General features: G+C 66.6%; 19 protein-coding genes and 6 tRNA genes. 18 read left to right on the plus strand and 7 right to left on the minus strand.

Translation table 11 applies throughout. The annotated features are described in order from the left end of the window. Window positions 1-221: 221 nt before the first annotated feature. The 4 genes from ppk1 to ACVOK1_RS10080 all read right to left on the minus strand — a co-directional run bounded on the left by ppk1 (window position 222) and on the right by ACVOK1_RS10080 (window position 6202). Complete coding sequence (gene ppk1 / locus ACVOK1_RS10065) at window positions 222-2309, minus strand: polyphosphate kinase 1 (protein WP_481561943.1); 2088 nt, start codon at window positions 2307-2309, stop codon at window positions 222-224. Between the two features lie 4 nt (window positions 2310-2313). Beyond that, window positions 2314-3645 carry a phosphate regulon sensor histidine kinase PhoR gene (phoR, locus tag ACVOK1_RS10070; protein WP_200753451.1) on the minus strand — a complete coding sequence of 444 codons (1332 nt, stop codon included), beginning with the start codon at window positions 3643-3645 and terminating at the stop codon, window positions 2314-2316. A gap of 104 nt (window positions 3646-3749) precedes the next feature. After that, window positions 3750-4439, minus strand: a complete 690-nt coding sequence (phoB, locus tag ACVOK1_RS10075) for a phosphate regulon transcriptional regulator PhoB (protein WP_108767888.1) — start codon at window positions 4437-4439, stop codon at window positions 3750-3752. 116 nt (window positions 4440-4555) lie between these two features. Next, complete coding sequence (locus tag ACVOK1_RS10080) at window positions 4556-6202, minus strand: M48 family metalloprotease (protein ID WP_481561944.1); 1647 nt, start codon at window positions 6200-6202, stop codon at window positions 4556-4558. A 112-nt stretch (window positions 6203-6314) separates the two neighbouring features. Between ACVOK1_RS10080 and grxC the strand changes: the two genes are divergently transcribed. The 7 genes from grxC to ACVOK1_RS10115 all read left to right on the plus strand — a co-directional run bounded on the left by grxC (window position 6315) and on the right by ACVOK1_RS10115 (window position 11469). Continuing rightward, window positions 6315-6635, plus strand: a complete 321-nt coding sequence (gene grxC, locus ACVOK1_RS10085; RefSeq protein ID WP_305888387.1) for a glutaredoxin 3 — start codon at window positions 6315-6317, stop codon at window positions 6633-6635. Beyond that, the gene (locus ACVOK1_RS10090; protein WP_481561945.1) at window positions 6632-7024 is read left to right on the plus strand and encodes a carboxymuconolactone decarboxylase family protein; all 393 of its coding nucleotides are present in this window, start codon (window positions 6632-6634) and stop codon (window positions 7022-7024) included. The genes grxC and ACVOK1_RS10090 overlap by 4 nt, the downstream gene beginning before the upstream one ends. Window positions 7025-7280: 256 nt before the next feature. Beyond that, a complete protein-coding gene (locus ACVOK1_RS10095) occupies window positions 7281-8285 on the plus strand; it encodes an isocitrate dehydrogenase (RefSeq protein WP_108767891.1) in 1005 nt (334 codons plus the stop codon). Window positions 8286-8417: 132 nt separating this feature from the next. Beyond that, window positions 8418-8828 (plus strand): hypothetical protein, encoded by a 411-nt coding sequence (locus tag ACVOK1_RS10100; RefSeq protein ID WP_481561946.1) that lies wholly within the window; start codon window positions 8418-8420, stop codon window positions 8826-8828. A 161-nt stretch (window positions 8829-8989) separates the two neighbouring features. Continuing rightward, window positions 8990-9733, plus strand: a complete 744-nt coding sequence (locus tag ACVOK1_RS10105; protein WP_481561947.1) for a cysteine hydrolase family protein — start codon at window positions 8990-8992, stop codon at window positions 9731-9733. A gap of 52 nt (window positions 9734-9785) precedes the next feature. Next, on the plus strand, window positions 9786-10694 hold the full coding sequence (locus ACVOK1_RS10110) for a LysR family transcriptional regulator (protein ID WP_481561948.1): 909 nt from the start codon (window positions 9786-9788) through the stop codon (window positions 10692-10694). 25 nt (window positions 10695-10719) lie between these two features. After that, window positions 10720-11469 carry a sulfite exporter TauE/SafE family protein gene (locus tag ACVOK1_RS10115; RefSeq protein WP_108767895.1) on the plus strand — a complete coding sequence of 250 codons (750 nt, stop codon included), beginning with the start codon at window positions 10720-10722 and terminating at the stop codon, window positions 11467-11469. A 3-nt stretch (window positions 11470-11472) separates the two neighbouring features. Here the strand turns inward: ACVOK1_RS10115 and ACVOK1_RS10120 are convergent, their stop codons facing one another. Together ACVOK1_RS10120 and ACVOK1_RS10125 are read right to left on the minus strand one after the other, a co-directional pair. Beyond that, window positions 11473-12093, minus strand: a complete 621-nt coding sequence (locus ACVOK1_RS10120; RefSeq protein WP_108767896.1) for a flavin reductase family protein — start codon at window positions 12091-12093, stop codon at window positions 11473-11475. Window positions 12094-12227: 134 nt separating this feature from the next. Next, complete coding sequence (locus ACVOK1_RS10125) at window positions 12228-12986, minus strand: Bax inhibitor-1/YccA family protein (RefSeq protein WP_159097476.1); 759 nt, start codon at window positions 12984-12986, stop codon at window positions 12228-12230. 180 nt (window positions 12987-13166) lie between these two features. Between ACVOK1_RS10125 and ACVOK1_RS10130 the strand changes: the two genes are divergently transcribed. The 7 genes from ACVOK1_RS10130 to ACVOK1_RS10160 all read left to right on the plus strand — a co-directional run bounded on the left by ACVOK1_RS10130 (window position 13167) and on the right by ACVOK1_RS10160 (window position 15502). Further along, window positions 13167-13243, plus strand: a tRNA-Pro gene (locus tag ACVOK1_RS10130). A gap of 37 nt (window positions 13244-13280) precedes the next feature. Further along, window positions 13281-13357, plus strand: a tRNA-Arg gene (locus ACVOK1_RS10135). 130 nt (window positions 13358-13487) lie between these two features. Then, window positions 13488-14216: a hypothetical protein gene (locus tag ACVOK1_RS10140; protein ID WP_481561949.1), complete on the plus strand. Its 729-nt coding sequence runs from the start codon at window positions 13488-13490 to the stop codon at window positions 14214-14216. A 186-nt stretch (window positions 14217-14402) separates the two neighbouring features. Further along, window positions 14403-14479, plus strand: a tRNA-His gene (locus ACVOK1_RS10145). Window positions 14480-14558: 79 nt separating this feature from the next. Next, window positions 14559-14634: transfer RNA gene (locus ACVOK1_RS10150), tRNA-Lys, on the plus strand. Window positions 14635-14772: 138 nt separating this feature from the next. Continuing rightward, window positions 14773-14848: transfer RNA gene (locus ACVOK1_RS10155), tRNA-Lys, on the plus strand. 360 nt (window positions 14849-15208) lie between these two features. Continuing rightward, entirely contained in the window at window positions 15209-15502 is a 294-nt protein-coding gene (locus tag ACVOK1_RS10160; RefSeq protein ID WP_481561950.1) for a hypothetical protein, read from the plus strand. Between the two features lie 21 nt (window positions 15503-15523). Here the strand turns inward: ACVOK1_RS10160 and ACVOK1_RS10165 are convergent, their stop codons facing one another. After that, window positions 15524-16186: a DUF2306 domain-containing protein gene (locus tag ACVOK1_RS10165; RefSeq protein WP_481561951.1), complete on the minus strand. Its 663-nt coding sequence runs from the start codon at window positions 16184-16186 to the stop codon at window positions 15524-15526. A gap of 122 nt (window positions 16187-16308) precedes the next feature. Between ACVOK1_RS10165 and ACVOK1_RS10170 the strand changes: the two genes are divergently transcribed. The 4 genes from ACVOK1_RS10170 (at window position 16309) to clpX (ending at window position 19998) form a co-directional block, all read left to right on the plus strand. Further along, window positions 16309-16393, plus strand: a tRNA-Leu gene (locus tag ACVOK1_RS10170). A gap of 189 nt (window positions 16394-16582) precedes the next feature. Beyond that, entirely contained in the window at window positions 16583-17878 is a 1296-nt protein-coding gene (tig, locus tag ACVOK1_RS10175; RefSeq protein WP_481561952.1) for a trigger factor, read from the plus strand. A 76-nt stretch (window positions 17879-17954) separates the two neighbouring features. After that, window positions 17955-18581, plus strand: a complete 627-nt coding sequence (gene clpP, locus ACVOK1_RS10180; protein WP_079220811.1) for an ATP-dependent Clp endopeptidase proteolytic subunit ClpP — start codon at window positions 17955-17957, stop codon at window positions 18579-18581. A gap of 127 nt (window positions 18582-18708) precedes the next feature. Continuing rightward, on the plus strand, window positions 18709-19998 hold the full coding sequence (gene clpX / locus ACVOK1_RS10185) for an ATP-dependent Clp protease ATP-binding subunit ClpX (protein WP_108758290.1): 1290 nt from the start codon (window positions 18709-18711) through the stop codon (window positions 19996-19998). Window positions 19999-20061: the final 63 nt, after the last annotated feature.

Consider the following 20061-nt stretch of genomic DNA (forward strand, 5'->3'; position numbering starts at 1 on the left):
GGGTTTGGGGTTTGGGTTATTGTTAGCGGATGGGGGGGTGTGCGGTTCAGGGGGGGGATTTCAATTTTTGTTGGGGTTGTGGGGTTGTGCGGGCGGGTGGCGGGCACGGGGTCGGATCCCGTTGCTGCGCAACGGGCTCTGACCCCGGTGTTGATGGTGGGTGCCGACCGTTGGTCGGCACTGTTTGAGTCCCGACCAACGGTCGGGACCCACCGGGAGGCTTACAGACCCTGCATCAACGCCATCTGCGCCGAATGCGGCGCTTCGTCGTGGGCCGGGGTGCGCTTGTGGTAGATGCCCTCGGCATCCAGTTCCCAGGCGTTGAGGTTGTCGTCCAGGTAGTTCTGCAGCACTTCGCGGTACACGCGCTTGGCCAGGTCCGGGTCGAGGATCGGGAAGCAGGTCTCGACGCGGCGCAGCAGGTTGCGCTCCAGCCAGTCGGCGCTGGCGCAGTACAGCTCCGGTGCGCCGTCGTTGCCGAACCAGTAGACGCGGCTGTGCTCCAGGAAGCGGCCGACGATCGAGCGCACGCGGATGTTGTCCGACACGCCCGGCACGCCCGGGCGCAGGGTGCAGGCGCCGCGGATGATCAGGTCGATCTGCACGCCGCCCTGCGAGGCCGCGTACAGCGCGCGCACCACCTGCGGTTCGTTCAACGCGTTCATCTTGGCGATGATGCGCGCCGGACGACCGGCCGCGGCGATGCGCGTCTCGCGCTCGATGCGGGCGAGGATGCCGGTGTGCAGGGTGAAGGGCGACTGCAGCAGGCGCTTCAGCTTCATCTTCGAGGCCAGCCCGGACAGCTGCTGGAACAGCAGGTGCACGTCATTGCCGATGTCCGCATCGGCAGTGATCAGGCTGATGTCGGTGTACGCACGGGCGGTACCGCTGTGGTAGTTGCCGGTGCCCAGGTGCACGTAACGGCGCAGCTTGCGGCCTTCGCGGCGCACGATCAGCAGCATCTTGGCGTGGGTCTTGAAGCCGACCACGCCGTACACCACCTGCACGCCGGCTTCCTGCAGGCGGTCGGCCAGGCCCAGGTTGGCTTCTTCGTCGAAGCGCGCGCGCAGCTCGACCACCACCGTCACGTCCTTGCCGTTGCGGGCGGCCTGGATCAGCGCATCGACGATCAGCGAATCCTTGCCGGTGCGGTACAGGGTCTGCTTGATCGCCAGCACGTTCGGGTCCACTGCGGCCTGCTTGATCAGGTCCAGCACGGCGGTGAAGGCATCGAACGGGTGGTGCAGCAGCAGGTCCTGGCGGCGGGCGATCTCGAAGATGCCGTCGCTGTCGCGCAGGGTGCGCGGATTCATCGGCGGGTACTTCAGGTCCGGCTGCGGCACGAGGTCATAGAGCTGGATGATGCGGTTGAGGTTGACCGGGCCATCGATCCGGTACACCGCGTTTTCGGTCAGGCCGAAGTTCTGCAGCAGGGTGCGCACGATGTCCTTCGGCGTGTCCTCGGCGATCTCCAGGCGCACCGCAGGGCGGTAGCCGCGGTCGACCAGTTCATCGCGCAGGGCCAGCGCCAGGTTCTCCACTTCTTCCTCGTCCACCACCAGCTCGGAATTGCGGGTGACGCGGAACTGGTAGGCACCCTGGACTTCCAGGCCCGGGAACAGCTCGTCGACGAAGGCCGACAGCACCGAGGACAGGAACACGAAGTTCTGCCCGCCGCCCAAGCTTTCCGGCAGCTGGATGATGCGCGGCAGCGAACGCGGTGCGCGCACGATGGCCAGGTGGCCGGCGCGGCCGAACGCATCGGTGCCCGTCAGCACGACGACGATGTTCAGCGACTTGTTGAGGATCTTCGGGAACGGGTGCACCGGGTCCAGGCCCAGCGGCGACAGCACCGGCATGATCTCGTTGCGGAAGTACGCGCGCAGCCAGCGCTTCTGCCGGTGGTTCCAGGAGTGGCGGCCGAGCACGCCGATGCCGGCCTCGGCCAGCGCCGGGCGCAGCGTCTCGTTCCAGCAGCGGTACTGCTGGTCCACCAGTTCCGCCGCGCGGTCATGGATGGCATTGAGGATGGTCTGCGGGCTCATGCCGTCCGGGGCCGGCGGCAGGCCGAATTCCTGCGCGTGGCGCACGGCCGCGGCGCGGATCTCGAAGAACTCGTCCAGGTTGGTGCAGGAGATGCACATGAAGCGCAGGCGCTCCAGCAGCGGCACCTGCGGGTCCATCGCCTGCGCCAGCACGCGGAAGTTGAAATCCAGCTGGGACAGTTCGCGGTTGATGTAGAGCGCCGGGTCACGCAGTGGATCGTTGTCCGGGCTCACGGGGAGGGGGAGGGATCCAAGGCTGCTCATGGCTTCATTCTTCGATGGAGGTCAGGGGGGCGGACTCGCGCGGGCGCACGTGGTCGGCATCGAAATGGCAGGAGAACACCGAGCCCTTGCCCACTTCGCTTTCGATCTCCAGCCGTGCGTGGTGCAGGCCGAGGATGTGCTTGACGATGGACAGGCCCAGGCCGGTGCCACCGCTCTCGCGCGAGCGGCTGCTGGACACGCGGTAGAAACGTTCGGTCAGGCGCGGCAGGTGGGTGGCGGGGATGCCGTAGCCGCTGTCACGCACGGCCAGCACGGCGCCATCGCCCTCGCGGCGGAACTCCACCGCGATGCGGCCATCGGCCGGGGTGTAGCGCACGGCGTTGGTGACCAGGTTGGAGAACGCACTGTGCAGTTCCTTGGTTGAGCCCAGCAGGTCGACGCCGGCCAGGTCGTCGATGCTGATCTGGTGGCGGCCCTGGCTGTGCGCCTCGGCTTCGCGGCGCAGGGTGGCCAGCATCGGCTGCATGGCCACGGTCTCCGCTTCGCTGTGTTCCTGCGATTCCAGTCGCGACAGGGTCAGCAGGTCTTCCACCAGCTGGGCCATGCGCTGGCTCTGCTTGCGCATTTCTTCCAGCATCGGGCCGGTGCCGGGGAAGTCTTCCGGATCCATCATGTCCAGGTAGCCGTGCACCACGGTCAGCGGGGTGCGCAGTTCGTGCGACACGTTGGCGACGAAGTCGCGGCGCACCTGTTCCAGGCGCAGCAGCTTGCTGACGTCGCGGGCGATCAGCAGCCAGTAATCGTTGGAATAGGGGATCAGGCGCAGGTTCAGGCGGATCGCGGGGTCCACCGGCGAGGGCGCGTCGAGGATCGGTTCGGCATTGCGGCCGCCGGCCAGCCAGTGCGCCAGCGGCATCGGCTGCAGGCGTTCGACCAGGGCTTCGCCGAGGTCACCGGGGTGGTGCAGGCCGAGCAGGGCGGTGGCCGCTTCGTTGAACCACTGCACGCGCTGGCTGTTGCGGTCCAGCACCACCACTGCATCGGGCAGGGCGGCAGCGGCGGCGCGGTAGCTGCGCAGCATGTCCAGCAGGCGGCGCTTGCGCACGCGCATTTCCACCTGGTTGCGGTACAGCAGGCGGTCCAGCTCGTTCCACACGCCGGTACCTTCCTCGGCGGTTTCCCAGCGCTGGCGCGCGGTCAGCCGGCGCAGCACGCTGCGCAGACGCCAGTAATGCCAGGTCAGCGTGGCCAGTGCGGCCAGCGCGATGCACAGCCACAGATGCCCACTGAACCACCCGACCACGCCGGCCAGCACCAATACCGCTGCCACGGAGGCCAGCGTCTTAAACCAGGCGGAGCGGATGTGGCGGGGCATTGCGGTCTCGTCGTTGGAGGCGGCGGTTCACGCGGTGAACCGAGGGTTATAGCAGAGTTGCCGACACCGGCACCCGCGGGTGCGCGGTGCCGGCACGACGAGGCTCAGGTCGCGTTGGAGAAGCGGTAACCAGCGCCGCGCACGGTCTGCACCATGTTCTCGGCGTTGAACGGTTCCAGCGTCTTGCGCAGGCGGCGGATGTGCACGTCGATGGTGCGTTCTTCCACGTACACGCTGCCGCCCCACACATGGTCCAGCAGCTGGGCGCGGGTGTAGACGCGCTCGGGGTGGGTCATGAAGAAGTGCAGCAGGCGGTATTCGGTCGGGCCGATCGGCACCGGCTGTTCGTTGGCGAACACGCGGTGGGCGGCGCCGTCGATGCGGATCGGGCCGACGGCCACGCTGCCGTCTTCGTCGTCGTCGCGGGCGCGGCGCATGACCGCGCGGATGCGGGCCAGCAGTTCGCGGGCCGAGAACGGCTTGACCACGTAGTCGTCGACACCGGCTTCGAGGCCGCCGACGCGATCATTCTCTTCGCCGCGCGCGGTCAGCATGATGATCGGCACTTCGCGGGTCAGGGTTTCCTTGCGCCAGCGACGGGCCAGGTCCAGGCCACTGGTGCCGGGCAGCATCCAGTCCAGCAGGATCAGATCGGGGACGCGGTCGGCGATCGCGGTCTGGGCCTCGCGGGCATCGCCGGCGTGGACGGGTTCGTAATCGCCCTTGCGGAGGGCGAAGGCGACCATTTCGCGGATCGCGGGCTCGTCATCGACGATCAGGATGCGTTTCTGCACGAGGACACCGTAGGGCTCGGTTACTGGAGTGGTGCCAGTAGACTACGGTTTGATGACATGTTTGTGACTACGTGGCCGGGATCGGCGCCGATTGCCATCCCCCGGTCATGCGGCGCTCAGCGCCGGTCCAGCTCCGGGTCCTGCACGCCCTGGCGGCGCAGCTCCAGCACGGTGGGGGTGATGGTCTCGATGCGCGCATCCACCCGCGCGCGGCCGACATAGTCCAGCTCGGGATTGCGCTTGAGCGCCTGCAGCTGCATCAGCGCCTGCTCCGGGCGACCGCCGAGGAAGGCCGCCTCGGCATAGGCCTCGCTGGCCCGCACGCTGTCCCCGGCCAGCTCGCTGGCACGGGCGTAGCGCTGCTGGAAAACCGGATCGTTACCGCTTTGCGACAGCAGGGGCCGCAGCATCGCCTGGGCGCGCTGGCCGGCCTCGCGTCCGCCCTGTTCATTCAGGATTTCGGCGTAGGTCAGTGCCACCGGGCGGCTGTTGGGGTGTTCGCGCAGCAGCTGTTCGAAGCGGGCGTTGGCCTGGACCGGCTGGCCGGCACGGGATTCCGCCTCGCCCAGGGCCAGGGCCACGAACAGGCTGTCAGGATGGGTCTGCAGCAGGCTGGCCAGGGCCTGCCGGGCCTGGTTGGCGCCGGCGCGGCCGCCGCGCATGGCGGCCAGGGCCTGGCCATAGCGCTGGGCGTCGGTCAGGCCGTCCTTCTGCCGCCGGGCCAGGTCGGCGTACTCGCGTTCCAGCTCCGGCGTGGTGTCGGCGCTGAGCACCCGCAGGCGCTCGCGGGCCCAGTCGAAGTCACCGCTGGCGCCGCGGCTGAGCTGGCCGATCGGCAGGCGCAGCACGCTGCTGGGAAGCAGCGGGTTGGCGCCGCGCAGCAGCGGCTCGCCCAGGCTGGGGTCGGCCGGGTTGACCCGCTCCTTGCGCTCGCCGCTGGGGGTGCTGGTGGTCAGCAGCACCGTGTCCTTCTTCATCTGCTGGGCGCGGGCCTTGGCCTCGCTGATGCGGGTGGTATTGACCGGGTGGGTCTGCAGGAAGTCCGGGGCCTGGTAACCGCCGTTGTTGCCGCGCATGGCGGCCGACATCCGCTCGAAGAAGCCGGCCATGGCGTCCACGTCGTAGCCGCTGCGCGACAGGGTGCGGATGCCCAGGCGGTCGGCCTCGGATTCGTTGGACCGGGTGTAGTTGATCTGCCGCTGCTGCATCAGGCCCATGCCCGAGCTGATCGCGGCCATGGTCGCGTTGCCGGAGGACGAGCTGTTGCTGGCCTGGGCGGCCACCACTGCTGCCAGCATGCCCAGCAGGATCGGGATCTGGTCGCGCTGGGCCCGCTCGACCCCGCGCAGCACGTGCTGCTGGGTGACGTGGGCGATTTCATGGGACAGCACCGCCGCCACCTCGTCCTCGCGCTCGGCCGTCAGCACCAGGCCGGCGTTGACCCCGATGTAGCCGCCAAGGGTGGCGAAGGCGTTGATCTGGCGGTCCTTCATCACGAAGAACGTGTAGGACTGGCGCGGCTGGTCGCTGTTGGAGCCCAGCCGGGTGCCCATGGTCTGCAGCCAGTCGTTGACCAGCGGGTCGTCCAGCAGGTACCCGTAGTTGCGCAGCTCGCGCAGCATCATCGCGCCGTACTCGGCCTGCCGTGCCGGGGTCAGCAGTTCGCCGGCCGACGACCCGATGTCCGGCAGCTTCTCCTGGGCCTGGGCCAGCGGCATGGCCAGGGCCAGGGTGACGGCGGTAGTCAGCAGCAGGGCTCGCAAGCGGGAGGTCCTCGGGCGGGGCGCGCCAAGCGTGGCAGGGCAGGGGGCAACCATTCGTTAATCCACAGTGTTGCGGTCGTGGCGTGGAAATTCCAGCACACCGGTACCATATATGGACCGTCGATCCATCGTGGAGTTTCCCGTGACAGACCAGCCCGCTGGCGCCTCGCCCGCCATCACCATCTATTCCACCGCCGTCTGCCCGTACTGCGTGGCGGCCAAGAACTTCCTCAAGAGCAAGGGCCAGCAGTGGACCGAGGTCCGCATCGACCTGGACCCGGTCGAGCGCGAGAAGATGATGTCCCTGACCCGCCGCACCAGCGTGCCGCAGATCTTCGTCGGTGACGTCCATGTCGGCGGCTACGACGACATGATGGCCCTGCATCGCGAAGGCAAGCTCGAGCCGCTGCTGGCCGGGCAGGGCCAGGCATGAGCGCGGCCGACGACGGCAGCAAGGACCGCATCGCCGAATTCACCGCGTTCCGCAAGCGCATGAACGAACGCATCCTGGGCGAGCCGAACCAGGTGGTGCGGCGCTTCTTCGCGCTGGACACGCAGACCTACCAGGCCGGCGCGCTGGACGTGAAGACCAAGGAACTGCTGGGCCTGGTGGCGTCGATGGTGCTGCGCTGCGACGACTGCATCAGCTACCACGTGGCCCAGTGCAAGGCAGCCGGGGTGACCCGTGAAGAGTTCTTCGAGACCTTCTCGGTCGGCCTGGTGGTCGGCGGCTCGATCGTGATCCCGCACCTGCGCCGCGCGGTCGACTTCCTCGACCAGCTCGAAGGCGGCGCCGCCGCCCCGGAAGCGCACGAGCACTGAGGTAGCGCCGGCCGCTGGCCGGCATTGCCTGAACCCCGGATGGCCGAGGTTGCCGGCCAGCGGCCGGCACTACCGGGTTTTTCCGCGATCCAGCCGCCAATGCGCGCGGGCACACTGCCTGAGCCGGGGAGTGGGACCATGGTCTATTTGGGACCTCGGCCCCGGCTCAGGCATAATTGCGGGTGAAACTTCCTTAGCGCCGGCGTTTCCGGGCACGTCCGGACGGCGTATTCCCCCCTGTTCGGAACATCGATCAATGACGCAGAAAATTACGGTCATCCGCGGCGACGGCATCGGCCCGGAAATCATGGACGCTACCCTGTTCGTCCTCGACCAGCTCAACGCTGGCCTGGAGTACGAAGATGCGGACGCCGGCCTGGTGGCCCTGGAAAAGCACGGCGACCTGATGCCGGCGGTGACCCTGGAATCGATCGCGCGCAACAAGGTCGCGCTGAAGAGCCCGCTGACCACCCCGGTCGGTGGTGGCTTCACCTCGATCAACGTCAGCCTGCGCCGCCACTTCGACCTGTACGCCAACGTGCGTCCGGCCCACACCTTCCCGAACACCAAGTCGCGTTTCAACAACGTCGACCTGATCACCGTTCGTGAGAACACCGAAGGTGCGTACCTGGCCGAAGGCCAGGAAGTCTCGGCTGATGGCGAGACCGCCTTCTCCGGCACCCGCATCACGCGCAAGGGCTCCGAGCGCATCGTGCGCTACGCCTTCGAGCTGGCCCGCAGCGTCGGCCGCAAGAAGGTCACCGCCGTGCACAAGGCCAACATCATCAAGTCGACCTCGGGCCTGTTCCTGAACGTCGCCCGTGAAGTGGCCGCGCAGTACCCGGACATCGAGTTCCAGGAAATGATCGTCGACAACTGCTGCATGCAGCTGGTGATGCGTCCGGAACAGTTCGACGTGATCGTGACCACCAACCTGTTCGGCGACATCATCTCCGACCTGTGCGCCGGCCTCGTCGGCGGTCTGGGCCTGGCCCCGGGTGCCAACATCGGCAAGGACGCGGCGATCTTCGAAGCCGTGCACGGCACCGCGCCGGACATCGCCGGCCAGGGTAAGGCCAACCCGTGCGCGCTGCTGCTGGCAGCTGCACAGATGCTGGACCACGTCGGCCAGCCGGAAAACGCCGAGCGCCTGCGCAAGGCCATCGTGGCCACCATGGAAGCCAAGGATTCGCTGACCGGCGACCTCGGCGGCACCGGTACCACCATGAGCTTCGCCCAGGCCATCGCCAGCCGCCTGTAAGCGGCCGGCGCTCCCGCTGGAAATCGCCTCGGGCGATGTCCAGCCGGGGAGGCACAGCGTTGAAGACGGGCCGTCCTTGTACGGCCCGTCTGCGTTTTCAACCGCGGGTTTTCACCGACAGGATGTTTCCAGATGCCTGAGGCGGCCGTGTGGGTCGTGGCGGCCGTTGCTGTCTATGCCATCGGCGTGGCGATCTACGCCACCTTCTACTGGCCGTGGTCCCGCGCCCAGCGTGCGCTGCGCCACCTGCGCAGGCATGGAGTGCCCCTCCGCAGCCTGCGCGTGAGCGAGGCGCGCGTCCTGCAGTTGATCGAGTTCCCTGCAGGGTTGCCGGTGTATCTGCTTGAAGGCAGCTGCGCGGCGTTTGTTGTCAGGGGCAAATCCCCTCCGGCCCAGCATGTGCAGACGCTGGCCGGCGTGCCGGTGAAGTACCCGGCGGGCCTTGCAGGTGCCGCGCGCGCGGGCGGCAATACCGCCGAAGTGGTGCTGGGTCGCGACCACGCGATGATCGTGCGGCTCAATGGGGTCAAGCTGGCCTCGTAGCGTCGAGCCATGCTCGACTACGCAGGAGCAGTCGAGCATGGCTCGACTCTGCGGGAACCATCTGTGCGCGAATCGCACAGATCATGTGCCACGAAGCCGCTGGTTCGTGCGCCGTCCGCTCCGCATCCTGTGCCCACTTCCCACCGCACAGGAATCGCCCCATGAATCTTTCCGCCTTCGGCTTGGCCAGCCTGATCGGCATGGCCGCCGCCGCGCCGGTCGCCGCTGCCGAGCCGGCCCATCCCACCATCCGCCACATGGCCGGTGCACCGTCGGTCACCGCGCTGGACGCCGCGAAGACCGCCGTGCTGGTCATCGATTTCCAGAACGAATACTTCGACGCCAGCGCTGCGCCGGGCTTCGCCGGTGGCCGCATGGTCATTCCCGATGGCGTGGCCGCATTGCAGCAGGCCAAGCGTGTGGTGCAGTTCGCCGACGCCAACGGCATCCGGGTGATCCACGTGCAGCACGTGCTGCCGGCCGGCGCGCCGCTGTTCGCGCAGGGCAGCGTCAATGCCGCCTTCCATCGCGACCTGCAGCCGCGCCAGGGCGAGACGGTGGTGCAGAAGGACAACGTCAGCGTGTTCGCCGGTGCTTCGGCCGCGGTGCTGGACAAGGTGTTGAAGGAGGCTGGCATCGACACCCTGCTGGTCACCGGCCTGCAGACTCATGCCTGCGTGGTCGGTGCTGCCCGCGATGCGGCCGCCGCACCGCGCGGCTACCGCGTGATCGTGGCCGGTGATGCCACCGCCAGCCGCGATCTGGACCTGGCCGGCGGCCAGCGCATCGGTCACCGCGCGCTGCACGAAGCTTCGCTGGCGCAGATCGAAGATGCCTTCGGTGAAGTGATCAGCACCGAGGCGATGCTGGCGCTGCCGGTACGCAAGGCCGGCGACGGCGCTTGATAAGCTGGCGGGGCCCGCAGGTCGCGGGCTCCGCTTCCGGGAGCTGCCTTCGATGGATCACTTCGCCGCCCTGCGCGCGCTGCGCGCCATCGTCGAAGCGGGCAGTTTCACCGCCGCCGCCGAGCGCCTGGGCACCACCCATTCGGCGATGTCGCGGCAGCTGCGGCAACTGGAAGAACACCTGCAGGTGCGTCTGCTCGACCGCAACAGCCGGCGCCTGTCGTTGACCGAGGCCGGGCGCGATTATTACCACGAGGCCGTGGCCCTGCTGGATCGCCTGGAGGCCGCCGATGACCGCGCACGCGCCGGCCAGGCCCAGCCGAGCGGGCGCCTGCGCATCAGCGTGCCGCAGGTGGTGGCCAGCCAGGAACTGCCGCACTGGCTGCCCGGTTTCCTGGCCCGCTACCCGCAGGTTTCGCTGGACCTGTCGGCCGACGATCAGCTGGTGGATGTCGTTGGCGGTGGCTTCGACCTGGCCCTGCGCATTGCGCCGTCGCTACCGGACAGCCAGCTGGTGGCGCGCGAGCTGGCCAGCTGCCCGCGCATCCTGGTGGCCGCGCCCGCGTACCTGGCCCGGCACGGCCTGCCGCGGCAGCCCACCGACCTGCAGCAGCACACGCTGCTGGGCTTCAGTCCGACCGGAGCCGGTGCGCCGTGGCAGCTGCAGGGGCCGCGCGGCGCCACCGCCAGCATCGAGGCCGGCCAGCGCCTGCGCGTGGATGCCACGCCCGCGCTGAATGCGGCGGTGATGGCGGGCATGGGCATCAGTCTGTTTACTGCGTTGACCGTGCAGGAAGACCTGCGCAGCGGTCGCCTGATCCGCGTGCTGCCGGCCTGGAATGCGGGGCAACGCCGCTACTTCGCGCTGTACCCGCATGCGCGTGCACTGGCGCCGAAGGTGCGCGCGCTGGTCGATCACCTGGCCACGCACTACGCTGGGTGGACGGGCGGGGCAGGCTAGCCACGCCACGGCAACGAGGAGCGTGATGGATCCGGTCTATCTGCTGGTGGCGGTCGGTGCGATCGTCGCCGGCTTCGTGCAGGGCCTTTCCGGGTTCGCGTTCGGCATGGTGGCGATGTCCTTCTGGGCCTGGGGGCTGGACCCGCGGCTGGCCGCTGCGCTTTCGGTGTTCGGTGCGCTGACCGGGCAGCTGCTGGCGGTGTTCACCGTGCGCCGCGGCTTCAACCTGCGCCTGCTGCTGCCGTTCGTGCTGGGTGGCCTGGCCGGTATTCCGCTGGGCGTGCTGGTGCTGCCGCAGCTGGACATGGCCTGGTTCAAGGCCTTGCTGGGTGGGTTTCTGGCGGTGTGGTGCCCGGTGATGCTGATGGTGCGCAGGCTGCCGCCCATCACAGTGGGTGGCCGCATCGGCGACGCCGTGGCCGGCATGGCCGGCGGCGTGCTCAGTGGCATAGGCGGCTTCGCAGGGCCGGTGCCGACGCTGTGGAGCACGCTGCGCGGCTTCGCCAAGGACGAGCAGCGCGCGGTCATCCAGAACTTCAACCTGGCCATGCTGGCGGTGACCATGGCCACCTATGTCGGCAACGGCATGATCACCCGGCAGATGCTGCCGTACTTCGCCATCGTGGCCCCGGCCATGCTGGTGCCGACCCTGCTGGGCGCGCGCCTGTATATCGGCATCAGTGAAGCGCGCTTCCGGCAGATCGTGCTGGGCCTGTTGACCGCCTCCGGCATCGCCCTGCTGTGCTCGGCGCTGCCGGTGCTGCTGTCGCGTTGAGGCTCAGGCCGGGCGGAACATGCGGAAGCGCTGTTCGGCGCTGACCCGGAAGTAATCGGCCGGGCCGCCACCGCGCAGGATCGGGTCGGCCGCAGCGGTGTCGTAAATGCCATCGACCAGCAGCCGCGCATCGATATGCACCGCCACCACTTCGCCCAGCACCAGCCAGCCGTTGGTGTCCTGGCCGGCGGCATCGCGCAGGCGCACGATCTGGGTGCAGCGGCATTCCATGCTGACCGGGCTCTGTGCAACGCGCGGCGGTCGCACCTGGGTGGACGCCAGCGGTGTCAGTCCGGCCAGGCTGAACTCATCGACCTCCGGCGCGACCGCGCGGCAGCTTTCGTTCATCGCCTCGGCCAGGTCGAACGTGGCCAGGTTCCAGACGAATTCGCCGGTAGCCTCGATGTTGTGCAGCGAGTCCTTCCGCCCCTGGCTGGAGAAGCCGATGATCGGCGGGGTGTAGTTGAAGGCGTTGAAGAAGCTGTAGGGCGCCAGGTTCAAGGCGCCGTCGGCGGCGCAGCTGGAGATCCAGCCGATCGGGCGCGGGCCGATGATGGCGTTGAACGGGTCGTGCGGCAGGCGGTGGCCGTCGGCGGGGCGATAGCTGTGGAAGGTGTCGGGCATGGGGTGGGGGTTCCGTAGCGTCGAGCTTGCTCGACTGGGTTGTTGCCCGATTATCCGGCAAGGGGGTTGATGCAACCCACAAAAAAGCCGCGACCCTCGCGGATCGCGGCTTGTCGTTTACGGCTTGATCGGGCTCAGCGCTGCTGGATCTTCGACAGCAGGCGCAGGAACTCCACGTACAGCCAGACCAGGGTCACCATCAGGCCGAATGCGCCATACCACTCCATGTACTTCGGCGCGCGCTGGGCCACGCCGGTTTCGATGAAGTCGAAATCCAGCACCAGGTTCAGCGCGGCCACCACCACCACGAACAGGCTGAAGGCGATGCCCAGCCAGCTGGCGTCATGGATCATCGGCACGTTGATGTTGAAGAAGCCCAGCACGAACGAGGCCAGGTAGAGCAGGGCGATGCCACCGGTGGCGGCGACCACGCCCAGCTTGAAGTTCTCGGTGGCCTTGATCAGGCCGCTGCGGTAGGCGAACAGCAGGGCGAACAGGGTGCCGAAGGTCAGCAGCACCGCCTGGAACACGATGCCAGGGAACTTCATGTTGAACACGGCTGAGATGGCGCCCAGGAACAGGCCTTCCACCAGCGCGTACATCGGCGCGGTGACCGGCGACCATTCCTTCTTGAAGATGGTGATCAGCGCCAGCACCAGGCCGCCGATCGCGCCGCCCATGGCGTACAGCTTGGCGCTGGCCATCACCTGGCCGTAGTCGTTGATCGACTGGTTCCAGGCGAAGGCGGCGGTCAGCACGGTCAGCAGCAACAGGATGCCGGTCTTGTTGACGGTGCCGTTGAGGGTCATCGCCTGGTCGGGGTGGGTCACCACCGAGCCGCTGGCCAGGTCGAGGAAAGTCGACTCGGAAAGAGCCGGGTTGCCGCTGCGCATGCGAAATCTCCGTGCGAAAGAGGTGGTTACGGCCATCCGGCCGATTGCAGCGAGCATAGCCGATGGCTGCCTACGGCGGTGTGGCAGGGCCGCGCCGGCGGGCCCGCCGCGTTGACAGGCTGCGCTGCGCTTGTTCACAATGGCCAGCTCCCCGGGCCCTGCCCGAGGGGATTGAAACACCGGGGTATAGCGCAGTCTGGTAGCGCGCCTGCTTTGGGAGCAGGATGTCGGGGGTTCGAATCCCTCTACCCCGACCAATCCCATTACGTCGGATTGGACGCGGTTCCGGTTCGGGCGCCCGTAGCTCAACTGGATAGAGCACCGGCCTTCTAAGCCGGCGGTTACAGGTTCGATTCCTGTCGGGCGCGCCATTGCAGGGAAAGCTCCCTGACTTCCGGCGCATGGCCCCTTCGTCTCCACCCGTTACAGTCATGGCTCGGACAAGGTCGTCCGGGGCAGCGCGTTGTCCGCTTTTCCTGCCCCATCAAAGGAGTGAGACGCATGACGGAGCAGGCAGCCCAGGACAGGGACCTCGTTGCGGAAGTGCAGCGCCTGCGCGCCAGCCAGCGGCGGCTTTCGCTGTACTGCGGCGGTGTCACCCTGCTGGCGCTGGCCGGTCTGTTGATGGGCGCCAGTGCCCATCGCGATGCATCGTTCGATGTCATCGACGCGCAGCGCATCAACATCCGCGAGCCCGACGGCACCCTGCGCCTGGTTGTGTCCAACCGCACGCGTTTCCCGGGTGGCTTCATGAAGGGCGAGGAGATCACCGCACACAAGCGACCCATGGCCGGCATGCTGTTCCTGAATGACGAGGGCACCGAGAATGGTGGCCTGATCTTCAATGGCGCGCTGGGCAAGGATGGGCGCCCGGACAGCGGGATGAGCCTCACCTTTGATCGGTACCAGCAGGACCAGCAGCTGCAGTTGCTGGGACTGGATGGCCCCGATGGGAATATCGCAGGCTTGATGTTCAATGACGTGGCCGATGGCCTGAAGCGGCCGATCTTCTCGGCCGATGACGAGCGGCTGGCCAAGGCGGGCGAAGAGGCGATCACCCGTCGCGTGTTCCTCGGCAGGTCCGATGCGCGCAACGCGATGCTGCAGTTGCTGGACGCCAAGGGCAATCCGCGCCTGCAGTTGCAGGTCACGCCGAAGGGCGAGGCGACGCTGGCGTTCCTGGATGAAGCAGGCGAAACGACCCGGGTCATCTCGGCCAGCGATCCCTGAGTGGTGGGTGCTGTCGGATCCTGGCAGGCCCCTGCACATCAATGTGAAGAAGTGCTTGCAATTCCCGCGCGACTCCCGGAAAATGCCGGACTCGCTTCGGGGGACGGAACTTCTGCTTCCGCCCACTCAAGGCAACGCATCAGGCTCCAGCGCCAGAACATTGGCGATGAAGCAAACGTTTCAGTGGTGGCTGTAGCTCAGTTGGTTAGAGTACCGGATTGTGATTCCGGTGGTCGGGGGTTCGAATCCCCTCAGCCACCCCACTGTTTCAACCGCATCGGCAACGCCGACACGGTATTGCAATAAACAGAATGCACGCTACAATGTGCGTCTGAGTTTCACGGGCTGTTAGCTCAGTTGGTAGAGCAGTTGACTCTTAATCAATAGGTCCAAGGTTCGAATCCTTGACAGCCCACCAAGACGGAAGCCACCTGGTATGCCAGGTGGCTTTTTCCTTCAGCTAGTGCGGTACCCGGAGCAGCGCGGACGTCAACGATGTTGAACGAAGTGCTTGCACCCCCCAGGCGGATGGGGTCATAATTCGCGCCCCGATTTCGGGCTGTTAGCTCAGTTGGTAGAGCAGTTGACTCTTAATCAATAGGTCCAAGGTTCGAATCCTTGACAGCCCACCAGACGAAAGCCACTTGGTCCGCCAAGTGGCTTTTTTCTTGCCTGCGGTCCAGCGATCCGCCGCAGCTGCGCATCCACGCATGGCGTGGATCTACCATCGCCAAGTGGCTTTTTTCTTGCCTGCGATCGGGCGGTTCGCGTGGTCGGGACGCATCCACGCATGGCGTGGATCTACTGATCAATCGGCGCGTCATATCCACGCATGGCGTGGATCTACTGAAGCGATGCTTAAAACTGGGTTACATGCGTCATCAGTGTTTTCAATGCTGTGCGCTGCATCTCACCGGTCGCGCTTCGCATCACTCCCAATGGATGTTCCGCGCCAGAAGCGCATGCATGTGGAGTGAGTCTTGATGATTGCAATGAAGAGGAATGCAGGGCTGATCGTGTCCGGCGTGCTGCTGCTCGCATTGGTGGGCTGCAAGGCCGGTGAGTCGCCATCGACCACAGACGACCAAGCGCAGACCGTGCCGCGTGATGCCGACACGGCAAGCGTGGCAGCGCAGCCGGCCATGCCTTCGGAGAACGGTGGGACGACCGAGGCGGTCGAGATCACCCGCGCGGCCGATGGGTCGTCGGTGCAGCTGCGCAAGGTCGATGCGACCGATGCGCCAGCGGCGACCGAACCCGCGCAGCCGGCCGAACCCGCGCACTGAGCCTGCCGGGCCCGGCGTGGTTCAGGCCATCCGGGCCCTTGCGAACGACGTGCGAACGCTGCGCAGGCGTCGTCCGCTTTCGTAGGCCAGCAGTGGCAGCGCCCAGCTGAGCACCAGCAGGCTGGGCACCATCACCAGCGGCGACGCCAGCTGCATCAGTGCCGGTACCAGCAGGAACAGGCGGAACACGGCGGGTGACAGCGTCACCAGATAGCTGCGCAGCATCCAGCGCCGGTGCGCGTCGATGTCGCCACGGCGAATCGTGCGGTAGCCGCGCAAAGAGGTGATCAGCCAGGCAAGGCCGGTGGCGGCAAACGCGAGTTTCAGTGCCAGCCACCCTTGGGTCGTGACGAGCAGCCCGACCACGGCGGTGCTGCCAATCAGGATGCCCAGCAGGTAGGTGCGTCCCAGCCAGCGGTGCAGGGCGGGCCAGCGCCGGCGCAGCGCCGCCACGAACTGGCTGGCCCCGGCCAGCATGGCCAGGCTGCCACCGGCGACGTGCAGCCACAGCCAGCTGCGCCGGTCCCAGAACATGCCGTAGGCCTCCGGCGTCACCTGCACATAGCGCTGCGCGGTAACCCACAGGAAGTGGCCGGCCACGGCCAGGCCCGCCAGCCAGACGGCGGCCTTCCACCAGGCGTTCCAGGTGCGCGGGGAGGGCGGGGCGGTGCTGATGTGCTCCATCGGGACGTCCAGCCAGGGCGATCCGGCGAGTCTGCGCGAAACGCGCGGGAATTCGCATTCAGCTTTGTCATGCCTTTCGCTTTCCAGCCCCGCCTGCGACAATGAATCCCTGTGCCGGCCACGCGAAAGTGGCGGAATTGGTAGACGCCCTGGATTTAGGTTCCAGTGTCGCAAGGCGTGGGGGTTCGAGTCCCCCCTTTCGCACCAGTGCCGGCCTGTCTCCGCCCTGATCGGGCCGCCGACGGACCCTTGACCGCCACGCGCTGGCAGTGCAGGCCAAATTGGGCGAAACTAAAGGGCTGCGGCAAGCAGGCGCGTCCCAGACGTCGTGTCCTTACAACCGTTTCATTCCAATCATCGAGCCGGGGGCGTGGGCCACCGGTGGCAGGAGTCAACATGCAAGCTTCGATCGAAACCATCGGCAACCTGGAACGCCGCCTGAGCTTCTCGCTGCCGGAAGACCGTCTGCAGAGCCACATCAACGGCCGCCTGGGCGAAATCGCCCGTACCACCCGCATCAAGGGCTTCCGCCCGGGCAAGGTGCCGGCCAAGGTGATCGAGCAGCGCTTCGGCGCGCAGGTCCGTGGCGAGGCGCTGGACGGCCTGCTGCGCGAAACCTTCGATGCTGCCGTGCGTGAGCACGACCTGCGCATCGTTGGCAGCCCGCGCATCGACAAGGGCGAAGAGGGTGAATTCTCCTTCGTCGCCACCGTCGAAGTGGTGCCGGACTTCGGCGACATCGACGTCAGCAAGCTGACCGTGGTGCGCCACACCGCTGAAATCACCGACGCCGACATCGACCAGATGATCGAGAACCTGCAGAACCAGCGTCGTACCTGGGCCCCGGTCACCCGTGGCGCGCAGGACGGCGACCTGGTCGCGCTGGAAACCTGGTCGCAGGCCGGCGAAGAGCGCCTGCCGGCCGAAGGCACCGAGAAGGGTTCGATCGTGCTCGGCCAGGGCATGATGTTCGAAACCATCGAAAAGGGTCTGGTCGGCCTGGCCAAGGGTGAAGAAAAGACCCTGGACGTCGAGTTCCCGGCTGACTGGCGCGTGCCGGTGCTGGCTGGCAAGACCGTGCAGGTCACCGTCAAGGTCGTCGAGCTGTCCGAGCCGGTCGTGCCGGCCGTCGATGAAGCCTTCATCAAAAGCTTCGGCGTGAAGGGCGGCGACGTCGAGCAGTTCCGCAGCGACATCCGCGCCAACCTGGAGCGCGAGCTGAAGGGCGCCCTGATGAACCGCCTGCGCCGCGAAGTGGGCGAGCAGCTGATCGCCGCCTATTCGTCGGTGGAAATGCCGCCGCGCCTGGTCGAGAACGAAGCCCGCGCCATGCTGGGCCAGCAGGTCGAGCAGGCCCGCCGCAACGGCCAGAGCGTCGGTGAAATCCCGGCCGATGCCCACGAAGGCTTCAAGGACGCCGCCGCCAAGCGCGTGCTGGTCGGCCTGGTGGTGGGCGAAGTGGCCCGCACCAACGACCTGCGCCTGGAACCCAAGCGCCTGAATGAAACGATGCGTCTGATCGCTTCGACCTACGAAGAGCCGGAACAGGTCATTGAGATGTACCGCAACGACCCCCAGCTGATGTCTGGTCTGCAGAACCGTGTGATGGAAGAGCAGGTGATCGACTGGATCGCCGAGCGCGCCCAGCACACCGAAGAAAAGCTGTCGTTCCAGGACGCGATCCGCCAGTAATACGGGGCGGATCTCCCCATACCCCGCGCCTGCCCTGGCGCGGGGGTGTTTCCCCCCAAGACAGGTACCTCACGAAATGGACAACCGGACCAAAGCCCTGAACATGGTTCCCATGGTGGTCGAGCAGACCAGCCGCGGCGAGCGTGCCTACGACATCTATTCGCGCCTGTTGAAGGAGCGCCTGATCTTCCTCGTGGGCCCGATCGACGATCACATGGCCAACGTGGTGGTGGCGCAGCTGCTGTTCCTGGAAGCGGAAAACCCGGAAAAGGACATCAGCATCTACATCAACTCGCCGGGTGGCGTGGTCACCGCCGGCATGGCGATCTACGACACCATGCAGTACATCAAGCCGGACGTGAGCACCATCTGCGTCGGCCAGGCCGCCTCGATGGGCGCCCTGCTGCTGGCCTCGGGCGCTGCCGGCAAGCGTTATGCGCTGCCGAACTCGCGCGTGATGATCCACCAGCCGCTGGGCGGCTTCCAGGGCCAGGCCACGGACATCGACATCCATGCCCGTGAAATCCTGACCCTGCGTTCGCGCCTGAACGAAGTGCTGGCCAAGCACACCGGCCAGTCGCTGGAAACGATCGCCCGCGACACCGAGCGCGACAACTTCAAGAGCGCGGTCGACTCGGTGGCCTATGGCCTGGTCGACCAGGTGCTGGAGCGTCGTCCGGAAGAGTCGATCCAGGCCGGTTGATCGGCCTGCACGGGGCCATGGAGGCCCCGTTCCTGCAGGGTCGGACCGGGACTGGCGTCCCTCCGGCCCTGTGCTATTCTCGAATCGAACCCCCGTTCAGCGGGTGGGGTAACTGGGTAAGCGAAGCATGAGCGAAGACCGCCAAGGTCGTTCCACGGACACCGGCAAGATCCTCTACTGCTCTTTCTGTGGAAAGAGCCAGCATGAAGTGCGCAAGCTTATTGCGGGTCCGAGCGTGTTCATCTGCGATGAATGCGTGGAGCTGTGCAACGACATCATCCGTGAAGAACTCGAGGAAAAGGCGCAGTCGGCGCGCAGTTCGCTGCCCAAGCCGCGCGAGATCCTCGAGGTGCTCGACCAGTACGTGATTGGCCAGAACCGGGCCAAGCGCACCCTGGCCGTGGCCGTCTACAACCACTACAAGCGCATCGAGAGCCGGCAGAAGAACGATGAGGTCGAACTGGCCAAGTCGAACATCCTGCTGGTCGGCCCGACCGGTTCGGGCAAGACGCTGCTGGCCGAAACTCTGGCCCGCCTGCTCAACGTGCCGTTCACCATGGCCGACGCCACCACGCTGACCGAAGCCGGTTACGTGGGCGAGGACGTGGAGAACATCATCCAGAAGCTGCTGCAGAAGTGCGACTACGACGTCGAGAAGGCACAGCAGGGCATCGTCTACATCGATGAAATCGACAAGATCTCGCGCAAGAGCGAGAACCCGTCGATCACCCGCGATGTGTCCGGCGAAGGCGTCCAGCAGGCCCTGCTGAAGCTGATCGAAGGCACCGTGGCCAGCGTTCCGCCGCAGGGCGGCCGCAAGCACCCGCAGCAGGAATTCCTGCAGGTGGACACCAAGAACATCCTGTTCATCTGTGGCGGCGCGTTTGCCGGCCTGGACAAGGTGATCCAGCAGCGCTCCAACGACGCCGGCGGCATCGGCTTCGGCGCCAAGGTGAAGAGTGCCGAGCGCAAGGTGGAAGTGGGCAAGGTGCTGGCTGAAGTCGAGCCGGAAGACCTGATCAAGTTCGGCCTGATCCCCGAGTTCGTCGGCCGCCTGCCGGTGGTGGCGACCCTGGAGGAGCTGGACGAGCCGGCCCTGATCAAGATCCTGACCGAGCCGAAGAACGCCATCACCAAGCAGTTCAAGAAGCTGTTCGAGATGGAGAACGTCGAGCTGGAGTTCCGTCCGGACGCGCTGTCGGCCATTGCCCGGAAGGCGCTCAAGCGCAAGACCGGCGCCCGTGGCCTGCGCACCATCGTCGAATCGGTCCTGCTGGACACCATGTACGACCTTCCCTCGCAGGAAAACGTCAGCAAGGTGGTCGTGGATGAATCGGTGATCGAGCACAAGTCCGAGCCGTACCTGATCTACCAGACCCCGGCGGCCCCTGAACAGAAGGCCGCAGGCGCCGAGTGATCCTTTCAAGTTTTTGATTTGAAAGGATTTTCAACGAACGCCTTGCATCTGAAAGCCGATGGC

The organism is Stenotrophomonas sp. STEN087 (assembly GCF_056759115.1).

Excerpts from the sequence above, each read along its gene's own strand:
- ACVOK1_RS10095 (WP_108767891.1), top strand. The coding sequence starts at position 7,281 with ATGACGCAGAAAATTACGGTCATCCGCGGCGACGGCATCGGCCCGGAA.
- ACVOK1_RS10120 (WP_108767896.1), bottom strand. The coding sequence starts at position 12,093 with ATGCCCGACACCTTCCACAGCTATCGCCCCGCCGACGGCCACCGCCTG.
- clpX (WP_108758290.1), top strand. The coding sequence starts at position 18,709 with ATGAGCGAAGACCGCCAAGGTCGTTCCACGGACACCGGCAAGATCCTC.
- ACVOK1_RS10140 (WP_481561949.1), top strand. The coding sequence starts at position 13,488 with ATGACGGAGCAGGCAGCCCAGGACAGGGACCTCGTTGCGGAAGTGCAG.
- ACVOK1_RS10125 (WP_159097476.1), bottom strand. The coding sequence starts at position 12,986 with ATGCGCAGCGGCAACCCGGCTCTTTCCGAGTCGACTTTCCTCGACCTG.
- ACVOK1_RS10160 (WP_481561950.1), top strand. The coding sequence starts at position 15,209 with ATGAAGAGGAATGCAGGGCTGATCGTGTCCGGCGTGCTGCTGCTCGCA.
- ACVOK1_RS10115 (WP_108767895.1), top strand. The coding sequence starts at position 10,720 with ATGGATCCGGTCTATCTGCTGGTGGCGGTCGGTGCGATCGTCGCCGGC.
- grxC (WP_305888387.1), top strand. The coding sequence starts at position 6,315 with ATGGACCGTCGATCCATCGTGGAGTTTCCCGTGACAGACCAGCCCGCT.
- ACVOK1_RS10105 (WP_481561947.1), top strand. The coding sequence starts at position 8,990 with ATGAATCTTTCCGCCTTCGGCTTGGCCAGCCTGATCGGCATGGCCGCC.
- clpP (WP_079220811.1), top strand. The coding sequence starts at position 17,955 with ATGGACAACCGGACCAAAGCCCTGAACATGGTTCCCATGGTGGTCGAG.
- ppk1 (WP_481561943.1), bottom strand. The coding sequence starts at position 2,309 with ATGAGCAGCCTTGGATCCCTCCCCCTCCCCGTGAGCCCGGACAACGAT.
- phoR (WP_200753451.1), bottom strand. The coding sequence starts at position 3,645 with ATGCCCCGCCACATCCGCTCCGCCTGGTTTAAGACGCTGGCCTCCGTG.
- ACVOK1_RS10165 (WP_481561951.1), bottom strand. The coding sequence starts at position 16,186 with ATGGAGCACATCAGCACCGCCCCGCCCTCCCCGCGCACCTGGAACGCC.
- tig (WP_481561952.1), top strand. The coding sequence starts at position 16,583 with ATGCAAGCTTCGATCGAAACCATCGGCAACCTGGAACGCCGCCTGAGC.
- ACVOK1_RS10090 (WP_481561945.1), top strand. The coding sequence starts at position 6,632 with ATGAGCGCGGCCGACGACGGCAGCAAGGACCGCATCGCCGAATTCACC.
- ACVOK1_RS10110 (WP_481561948.1), top strand. The coding sequence starts at position 9,786 with ATGGATCACTTCGCCGCCCTGCGCGCGCTGCGCGCCATCGTCGAAGCG.
- ACVOK1_RS10100 (WP_481561946.1), top strand. The coding sequence starts at position 8,418 with ATGCCTGAGGCGGCCGTGTGGGTCGTGGCGGCCGTTGCTGTCTATGCC.